The following is a 10,801-nucleotide window of genomic DNA, read 5'->3' as shown; positions in this document are numbered from 1 at the left end:
GTTCTTAATTTATCTCGTGCTTAAACCAATCATACCCCCAAGTGATTGGTTTTTGTTTTTAAAAAGGTTTTTACCGAAAATACAGGTTAATTTTTGCAGAAAATCACTTTTTCTCTTTTTAAGATTTAATTAAAATGTTTTATTTGTTGAAACTATATAAAAACTAGAATATTTTGCTATTTATGAATGTTTCCACGTCACACTTCCGTAGTATTTTATTGTTTTTCTTTTTTTCTTTCAGTATTTCTTTAGTTGCACAAAATCCGAGTAAAATTTGGCAAGAATTGCACGCTAATAATAGAACAAAAGCCCTTGAAATGGTAAGTAAAAAGGGATTTGTTAAAGATGTTGAAACGTCGTTATTGCGTCAAATTGTGCGTATGGAGAATGGGTTGATGCTTAGGGAGGACAACTTTTTAAAAGAACTTGCTACCTACCCAAATTATGAAAATTATTTATTTGCTCATTGGTTTTTCCCTTATGCATTAGGGGATTATTTAGAATCAGGATTTAACTCCTATAATGTTTCTTCCATTAAAGAGTTGGACGAAAAAACCATGAAAAACAACACCGTTAGGGATGGGTATGTTTATTATAAATCGGTGGTGGAACGCTACCAAAATAATTGGGATAACTATTTGGCACTCAATAAAAAAATTGAAAGTGTAACCCAATGGGAATATTGTGGCCCCTTTGAAAACTTAAATAACAGTGGATTAGACACTCAGTACCCTCCAGAGACCACTGCGGTTACCGAAACTCCATTTAATACAAGGAGAAATGGTTCGGTAAATTGGTATGCAGCAAAAAATTCTGGAGAGCCCTATCAGTTTTTCTTAAATCATTCCGAACTTATTTCAGGGATAAATTACGCACAAACTTTTGTGGATTCTGCTGTTGACCAAAGAGTGAATTTAAAAGTAGGGAAGGGCGGAATTTTCCAGTTGTTTGTAAACGATGTTTTGGTTTTTGAAAATGATAAGGATCGCTTAACCGAAATGGATGCCTACACCATTGCCGTAAATCTGAAAAAGGGGAATAATAGGTTGTTGGTAAAAACAGCCTCTTATGCAACCTACCCTTATTTTATGATTAAGATAGTGGACGATGCTGGGAACCCGATAAAAAATGTATCGGTTAATCTTACAAACAAAGAGTATTCAATAAGTACGTTGGCAGAAATTGCTCCTAAAGAAATTCCAAATCCTTTTTATACCTTTTTTGAAAATCGATTGGCCGATAAAAAAGGAGATAAAGATTTAAACAGATTCAGTTTGGTGATGGCTTATATGCGTAATTCTGAATTTGAAAAGGCCAAAAAAATGGTAGAATCTTGGTTGGAGGAATACCCAAATAGTACTTTTATTAAATCTATTTTGGCCGAGATACATAACAGTGCGGGTGATTCTGAAAGTTATAATGAGATTATAAAAAACATTGAAACTTTCGACCCAAATTATTATTTGTCGTTGATGAATAAGTTTCAAAACTTTGATGAACTCTATAAAATGGATATAGAGACTTACGAATCCACGCTTAAGAAGCTTTCACAAGTTGTAGATTACTCCTTTATAGCTACTGCAACCGATTTACTTTTGGAATTACGCAGACAGCGTATGAGTGAAGTGGAAGCAGCACTTGATAAGTTTATTGAAGACCCCAGTGTCCCTTCCTCTTTGTATAGCACCTTTGTAATGTTTTACAGTCAATTGTTTAATAACGATGAAAAAACGATTAAAAAGTTAGAAGAAAATAAGGCTCAGCATTTTAATTATGACGTTGATTTAAGTTTAGCCTATTATTACGAAAAGCAAAATAGAAAGGACGAAGCACTTGAAATTTTGAATGAATCGGTTAAAAAAATAGATTATGACAATGCCATTATTCAAGAATACATAGCCTATTTACACGATTATCAGCGTTATGAAGAGTCTTTGCCTTACATAGAAATGGGAATCGAAAACTACCCCGATACCTTTGTGTTTTTAAAATTAAAGGCAGAAGCATTACGCCAACTGGATAAGACAGTAGAAGCTTTGGTTTATTACGAAAAAGCAATTGAAAGAAACAGCAGCGATAGCGAATTAAGAAAGCTTATTTACGACCTTAAAAAAGTAAAGGATCCGTTAGATTATTTTAGATTAAAAGAATTCTATTCCTTTATTGAAGCTAATAGAGGTAAAATTAAAACAAACAACTACGGTGTTAACTTTTTACTAGATCAAGTGGATGTACAAAAGTACCCAAGCGGTGGCGGAAGGTACAAAGGCACATACATTTATGAAGTTACTTCCCAAAAAGGAATTGACCGTTTAAAGGAATATAATTTAGGTCTCTACGGTGATTACGCTATTTACAAATCTGAAATTGTAAAGAAAGATAAAAGTATTTCTCCTGCAGAAAAGAGTGGGTCTAATTTTGTGTTTAACGGACTCGAAATAGGCGACGTTGTTTTAATCGATTTTGAAGGAAGTTTTTCACGTTCTGGAAGATTTTATAAAGATTATGTAGACACACGTGGGTTTAATAGCTATTACCCTGTAACTGAAAAAACATTCCGATTGTTTATGCAAGAAGACAACTTGAAATTTAAGGTGACCAATGGTGAAATTCCGTATAAGAAATCGAAAGAAGGTGATTTTTATGTACACGAATGGAGTGTAAAAAATGATAAAGAACTTCCCATGAGTGAAGATTTTATGCCTACCTATTCGGATATAGCAAGAGAGCTTCATTTAAGCTCTATCGAATCTTGGGACGAGATTTCGAATTGGTATTCAGATTTGGTGAGAGAGCAAATGGAATTTGACCAAACCGTTGAAGATGCTTTTAAAAAGATTTTTCCAAATGGAGTGGCTAACCTTTCAGATGATGAAAAAGCGAAGAAAATTTACGAATATGTTACAGAAAATTTTTCATACAGCTATGTGAGTTTTAAGCAAAGTGGATTTGTACCTCAAAAACCAGAAAAAACCATAAAAACCAAGTTGGGCGATTGTAAGGATTTTTCAACATTGTTTGCAGTGTTAGGAAAAGAAGCTGGGTTGGATGTTAATTTGGTTCTTGTATTGACTTCAGACTATGGAAAAAACGCACTCATCCTTCCTTCAACAGACTTTAATCATTGTATTGTGAAGGTAACAATTGATGGAAAACCTCAGTTTTTAGAATTAACAGATAAGTATTTGCCTTATAAAGCGCTTCCGGTTTCCTTGCGAAATGCTACAGGTTTGGAGATTCCTTATAACAAAGGTGCAATACAAGGCAATGAACTTTTTAAAATATATAATGTTAACCGAAAGAAATCTACTTTTTTAAATGATTATATCGTTGATATTGCTGATGAAAGTTCGAATATTCATTTAACAACATCTGTAACAGGCCACTTAAGTTCTTATTATATCGAACTGTTAAGCGACGATAACGAAAATGTAAAAAAGGAAAAAATATCTGATGATTTATTGAACAGAACCAAGGTGGATGTTGAACTTGTCTCTGTTGATAAAGTAGATAAAAAAGTAGGTGACGATAAAGTTGCTTTTGAGACTACCATTACCTTGAATGAAAAATTGAATAAAATAGGGAGCATGAAAACCTTCCAATTGCCATATTTTTCAATACCCTATAATCAATCTGTGGTAAGTTTAAATGAGCGAAAATATCCTATCAATTATTTGGAATACGAAAATACAGATGTGTATGAAGATTCCATGCTTATTAACATAGAGGAGGGGCATACTTTTGTAGAAATACCTGAAAGTAAGGAATTCTCCTTTAAAGGACATTCGTATACCATTACGTATGAAAAAACAAAGGAAACCCAATTAAAAGTAACTGTAAAAGCTGTGATGAGTTATGAAAATATTGAACCCGATCAATATCCAGAGTTTAGAAAATATGTAAAGGATGTTCTAGAAACTAGGAAGCAGTTTATCGCTTTTAAGTAACCAATAAATCAATTTACTTTTTCATATTGACTTACATGCATAGCAAATATGCTTTAAATTATGTATTTTAGGTTTACCTAATCTACAAAATGCATAAGTTTTCGCTCATTATTTTGTTATTCTGCTCCATTTCTTTTGGACAAAACCAAATTGCAATTGATTCCTTAAAAAAAATAATTTCTACAAAAAAGGCCAACGACACTGTTGTTTCTAAAACGTATTATGAATTAATAAAACACTTTAAACGTAGTAATAAAGATAGTTGTCTTTATTATATGAGTGAGTTGAAGGACTATTCAGATAAGAAACTATCAAATTTAGGATATTACTACTATTATAAATTAAAAGCAGCTTATTTTAATTTGTACACTAAAGAAAATGAAAACGCATTAGACTTTATTTCTGAAAATTTATTTGAATCGCTTGAAGCTGCGGAGAAACTTTCTAATCCAAAGTTCATTAGTATTACTTATTCTAGACTGGGTGAAGAACACTCAAGATTAGGAAGTTTTAATGAAGGAATTAATTATTTTCAAAAATCCATAGAGGTTGCAAATAAGCATGATATTTGGGTTGAAAGTGCCTACTCCTATACACTCATGGCGGAAAATTACCTTAAAAGTTTTTCTGAAGCAAGTAAAGCACTTATATACTTATTAAAGGCAGATAGTATTTATAGGGCTAATGATTATAAAGGTGAAGACCAAGGATTTAACTTTTCATTAATTGGTGATGTATATAAAGAATTAGGTAATTATGGCAAAGCCGAAGAGTATCAAATAAGAGCTCTAGAGGTATTTAAAAATCATAATAATAAATACCAAGAAATTGGAATAATGGGAGCCTTGGCATCCTTAGAGAAAACTAAAAAAAATTATCCCAAATCCATTTCTATACTAAAAGATTGCATTGCTTTTTATAAGGAGAATAATTTTCCGATAAAAGAAGCTGGATTTCGGCAAGGATTAAGTGAAACTTACTTGGAAGCTAATCAACTTTCAGAGGCTCTCGAACAAGCCAATATATCTTTAGATATAAGAAAATCAAACAAAGATGCTTTTGGTATCCTAATTGGAACAATTAGTAAAGCAAAAATTCTATTTGAGCTCAAAGAATATCAAAAAAGCTATGATTTTGCAATGGAAGGTTATAATCTAGCAAAGGAAATGGAATCACTTTATGATATAGAGGAATCATTGGGTATTCTATATAAAAGTTCAGAAAAATTAAACGATTTTGAAAACGCTTATAGGTATGCCCTTGAGCATAAAGTAGCAAAAGATAGTTTACAGAGTAGAAAGAATTTAAATAAGGTTAAAGAAATTGAAGCTCGATTTCAAAATGAAAAAAAAGAACAGGAAATCGCGCTTTTAACTGCCCAAAATGAAGTAACTACCAGGCAAAAAGAAAACCAACGTAACCTTTTATTGGCAGGTTTAGGAATTACTACAATTGCCGGAATTTTCTTTTTCTATTTATATAGAAATAGACAGAAAACAAACCAAAAATTAAAGGAGTTGGATGCCTTAAAATCTAACTTTTTTGCGAATATTTCGCACGAGTTTAGAACCCCGTTGACGCTTATTTCGGGCCCGATTGAAAAACAGCTTGAAAACCCAAAACTTAAGCAAGAGGATCGAAAGGATTTTGAAATGGTGCAACGAAATTCAAATCGGCTTTTGGATTTAGTAAATCAGTTGCTAGATCTTTCAAAGTTGGAGTCAGGAAACCTTAAATTACAAGTAAAGGAAGGTAATATAAGTTTGCTTTTTAAGGCATTAACAGCTTCTTTTAATTATCAAGCTGAGCAAAAAGAAATAAACTATCTAGTTGAAATTGAAGAAATTGAACAAGCTTGGTTTGATGCTGATACTATTGAAAAAATAGTAACAAATTTGCTTTTTAATGCATTTAAATATGTTCGTCCACAAGGTTCGGTATGCTTCAGAGCGACCCAAAAAGATGAGCTAGTAGAAATACAAATAGAAAATGATGGTAAAATTTCTGGAACCGCTACTGTAGAAGATATTTTTAATCGCTTTTATCAATCAGACACTAGTGCAGAAGGAGTAGGTATTGGACTTGCCTTAGTGAAAGAATTAGTGATGCTTTATAGAGGAACCATTACCGCACAAAACACGGAAAACAATACCGTGTTATTTACCGTGCAGCTTCCAGTGAATAAGAATCAATTTGCTGAAGACGAGTTGATTAATGAAGCTTATAAAATGGTTTCAGATTCAAAAGTTTCAACAACAGAAACAATGCAATGGAAAGAGCAAGGTATTTCAGAAATTAATGAAGACTCGCCCATACTTCTAATAGTTGAAGACCATAAAGATATTAGGTCTTTTGTGAAATCGGCTTTTGAAAATGAGTATCGAGTAATAGAAGCCGAAGATGGTGCTATGGGTGTTGAATTGGCACAAACTTTAGTTCCGGATATTATTATCTCGGATGTCATGATGCCAAAACTAAATGGCTTTGAATTGACCTCGACTTTAAAGCAAGACGAACGTACAAGCCATATTCCTATTATTTTGCTAACGGCAAAAGTGGAAGAACAAGCACAATATGAGGGATTGGATATAGGAGCCGATGATTATGTTTTAAAACCCTTTAAAATAAAACTATTGAAGACCAGAGTTAAAAACTTGGTCGATTCCAGAAAAAAACTTCGAGATAGGTATAGCCAAGAGGTGGTGCTAAAGCCTAAGGATATTAGTATTACAAAATTTGACGAAAAGTTTATTGAAAAAATTTCTAATGTGCTCGATAATAAACTTACCGACTCTTCCTTTTCTATTGAAGAATTTAGCACTGCAGTTGGGATGAGCCGTATGCAATTGCACCGTAAGTTAAAAGCATTAACGGGACTTTCTGCTACCGAATTTATTCGTTCACAACGATTAAAATTAGCAGCCGACTTATTGAAACGGAGTGATGCCAATGTTTCGGAAGTTGCATACAGTGTTGGGTTTAATGAACCCTCTTATTTTACCAAATGTTTTAAAGAGGCTTTTGGTTGTTTGCCTTCAGAATATTCACAGCAATAGTTTACAATTTCTCTTCTAATTGCCTATAAATACACACATGTTACATTTGTGGCAACATCTGTTACATCCCTATTACTCCTTTCTCTTATTTAAAATTAGCTTTATTCAAAAGAAAGAATAAGATTCTTTTTTTTTGAAATTTCATAGAAATATCCATAGTGATTTATGAATAAAAAATATGAAGGATCCCTTGATAGATTTAAGTCGAATGATATTTACATTAATGTAAATCATTTAGAAAAGGGGAGTTATAATTTAAAAATAGTGCATAAAAACAAGGTGATTAAATCCACCTATTTTAATAAAAAATAATTCAACAAAAACGTTATGAAAAATAGTATATTCCTTATCGTAGTTTTTCTTTTTTTGTCCCTTAACCTATTCGCCCAAGTGGGTATTAACAATACCAACCCTAATGCCACTCTTGAAATTACAGCGAGTAATGTAGCCACTCCCAATAATGATGATGGAATCTTAATCCCAAGGATTGATGATTTCCCTGTTACCCTACCTACAGTAGCACAAGACGGAATGATGGTCTTTGTTACAGGTAACGGAACACCTTCAAAAGGATTTTATTATTGGGATAATGCATTAGGTGCTTGGCAAACGGCCACAGGAGTTAAGAAAATAGATGAACTGGAAGATGGAAAATCTGATAATGATGGAACTAATGATGGATCTTCTATTTTTTTAGGAATAGATGCGGGAAGTAATGATGATGGTACAAATAATGCGAATGTTGGTATTGGTTATCAGTCCCTTGAAGCGAATACCACTGGTGGAAACAACACCGCTATAGGATATTCTAGTCAAAGGGCAAATACTACCGGAGTAGAAAATACCTCATTGGGAAGCAATTCCTTAGTAAATAGTACTACAGGTTCTGGTAATACCGCTTTGGGTTATTCAAGTATGACGGCAAACACAACAGGGGATTCAAATACTGCATTGGGTAGAACCACCCTGTATAATAACACCACAGGGATATCTAATGTAGCCATCGGCAGAAGTAGTCTTTTTTCAAATACTACCGGAGCGTATAATGTAGGTATAGGAAGGAATTCCTTGCTTTCACTTACTACAGGGTTTTCAAATGTTGCTATTGGTTTTGAATCCATGTATAATACTACTGGAAGTGCCAATATAGGAATAGGGTTTCATACGCTGTATTCAAATACAACGGGTAATGATAATGTCGCAGTAGGATATGACACTATGTATTTAAACACAACTGGGAATGAAAATACTGCAGTTGGTTCTTACGCTTTAAGAAGTAACACTACGGGTTATTATAACAGCGGCTTTGGAAGGTTTTCGATGCAGCAAAATACAACAGGTGCGAGTAATACCGCCTTGGGATATGCTAGTTTAAGAGATAATACCACAGGGAATGATAATGTGGCAGTTGGGTCTGCAAGTTTAATTTTAAATAGTGTGGGCAACAACAATGTTGCCGTTGGAAATGGAGCATTGTTGTCCAACACGGCAAATAACAATACGGCAGTTGGACATAACGCTTCTAGGAGTAACACAACAGGTGTTCATAATTCTTCGTTTGGAATCTATTCATTATTTTATAATACTACTGGATATGATAATGTAAGTATTGGGGCTTTCTCAATGTTAGAAAATACAACAGGGCAAAGTAATGTTGGTATTGGTAATAGTGCACTAAGAAATAGTGTTGTTGCGAACAACAATACAGGAGTCGGTTTTGATGTATTATTTAATAACACAGCAAACAATAATACTGCTATAGGTAGTCGAGCAATGTATCTAAATACAACGGGTACTGAAAATGTTGCGGTTGGATATAATTCTATGTATTCAAATACAACGGGTACTGATAATACTGCCATGGGATCTTATGCCCTTAGGGCTAACACTACAGGGTCATACAATAGTAGTTATGGAAGGCTTTCTATGCAGTTTAATAGTGCAGGTGACCGTAACTCTGCTTTAGGATATGCTAGCCTTAGGAGTAATACTTCTGGGAGTAATAATGTAGCCATAGGAACTAACAGTTTGTTTAGTAATACTGTTGGTCATTCAAATGTTTCCGTTGGAGCCTTTTCACTCTATTTTAATACCATAGGGTTAGGGAATTCTGGTTTAGGCTATGGGTCTTTACGGAATAATATTAGTGGCTATGACAATTCTGGTTTAGGTGCAAATAGTTTGTATTCAAATACTTCGGGTCAAAGAAATACAGCTTCAGGTAGTTACGCTATGTATGGTAATACAACCGGGTCCTTTAATGCTTCATTAGGGTTTAATTCACTTTACTCGAATTTATCAGGTACTGAAAATACTGCGGTAGGATATGAAGCCCTTTATTCAAATCAAGCTTCTGAAAATACGGCAGTGGGATCTTATGCCCTTAGAAATAACACTAATGGGATTCAAAATGTAGCTGTTGGAACGGGAAGCCTCATATCAAATACAACAAGTTCAGGAAATACGGCTATAGGATATAATGCGCTTACTTCAAACACCGATGGTTACCAAAACACAGCAGTAGGATCTTGGGCTATGAATAGCACGAATTCAGGATTTAGTAATACAGCTTTTGGTAGTTATGCAATGAGTGCAAATGAAGGGGGTATAGGCAATGTTGCCATTGGTAGTGAAGCCTTATTTTCCAACATTTCTGGGCATTCAAATGTTGCTATTGGATTTGGAGCTTTGGGAAGTAATCAACTAAGTACTGGTAATGTTGCTATGGGATTTGAAGCATTATCCCAGAGTTTAAATGATAGAAATGTTGCCATTGGAAATCAAGCCTTACGGAACAATTCTGGAAATAATAATACAGCATTAGGATATAATGTTGGTTATGATAGCACTGGGAGTTTTAATGTATTTATAGGGAATGAAGCAGGTTATAATGAAACAGGTAGTAATAAACTTTACATTTCAAATTCTAATGCAGATGCCAATAATACATTAATATATGGTGAATTTGATAACAGTTTATTGCGAATAAATGGTAGAGCCGAAGTAACCGCGACTACAGATGCTTCAGGAACTGTAGGAACGGGTGTTTTGGAAATTGGAGGGGCACTACGCCTGGATGGAAATGAAATAATTACGAATACAAATTCAGCATTGTATTTACAAGCTGATAATAATGGCGATGTTGAAATGGATGGAGGTACCTTTCGAATGGATGCAAGTGCAAATAGAGTCGGGATAAATACAGCATCGCCAGATTATACCTTTTCGGTTAATGGTGTTGCAAACCTAAATGAAGGAATTGGGTCTGGAATAGCTTTAAGAGTAAATGGTGATGAAGCACTATGGTATAATGGCACCTATTTTAGTTGGGGATTTGGAGCAACCGCCAATTATTTTGCAGATCCTATAGGCATTGGTTTAGCTGCGCCAGCCTATCAGTTACAATTAACAACAAATTCGGCAGCAAAACCAACCTCTTCAACTTGGACTGTAGCTTCAGATAATAGATTAAAATCAAATGTTCGTCCTTTTAGTGAAGGGCTTTCGGTAGTAGAAAAAATAAATCCCGTTTGGTTTACTTACAACGGTAAAGCGGGTATGCCTACCGATACAGGTGTAGGAACTATTGCGCAAGAATTGCAGAAAATAGCTCCTTATATGGTAAAAGATTGGGAATACAAGTCTGAAGATGGAACAAAGTCAGAAACCTATTTAGGAGTAGATTACGGAGCTATGGATTTTGTATTAATAAACGCTATAAAAGAACAGCAAAAAGAGATAGAAACCCTTAAAGCTAGATTAGAAAAACTAGAGGCTTTATTATTAAAAGAATAGTGA

At 34.0% G+C, this 10,801-nt stretch carries 3 protein-coding genes; all 3 read left to right on the top strand.

Going from position 1 to position 10,801, the window contains the following annotated elements:
• Window positions 1-317: 317 nt before the first annotated feature.
• The 3 genes from KXJ69_RS06825 (at window position 318) to KXJ69_RS06815 (ending at window position 10,798) form a co-directional block, all read left to right on the top strand.
• Window positions 318-3,947 carry a transglutaminase domain-containing protein gene (locus tag KXJ69_RS06825; protein WP_219052243.1) on the top strand — a complete coding sequence of 1,210 codons (3,630 nt, stop codon included), beginning with the start codon at window positions 318-320 and terminating at the stop codon, window positions 3,945-3,947.
• Window positions 3,948-4,036: 89 nt separating this feature from the next.
• Entirely contained in the window at window positions 4,037-7,003 is a 2,967-nt protein-coding gene (locus tag KXJ69_RS06820) for a response regulator (RefSeq protein WP_219052241.1), read from the top strand.
• A gap of 327 nt (window positions 7,004-7,330) precedes the next feature.
• Window positions 7,331-10,798: a tail fiber domain-containing protein gene (locus KXJ69_RS06815; protein ID WP_219052240.1), complete on the top strand. Its 3,468-nt coding sequence runs from the start codon at window positions 7,331-7,333 to the stop codon at window positions 10,796-10,798.
• Window positions 10,799-10,801 lie beyond the last annotated feature (3 nt).

The sequence above is a fragment of the Halomarinibacterium sedimenti genome (assembly GCF_019312585.1).
In the GTDB taxonomy this organism is placed as follows: Bacteria; Bacteroidota; Bacteroidia; order Flavobacteriales; family Flavobacteriaceae; genus Halomarinibacterium; species Halomarinibacterium sedimenti.
This window is presented reverse-complemented; position numbering and strand designations above follow the sequence as displayed.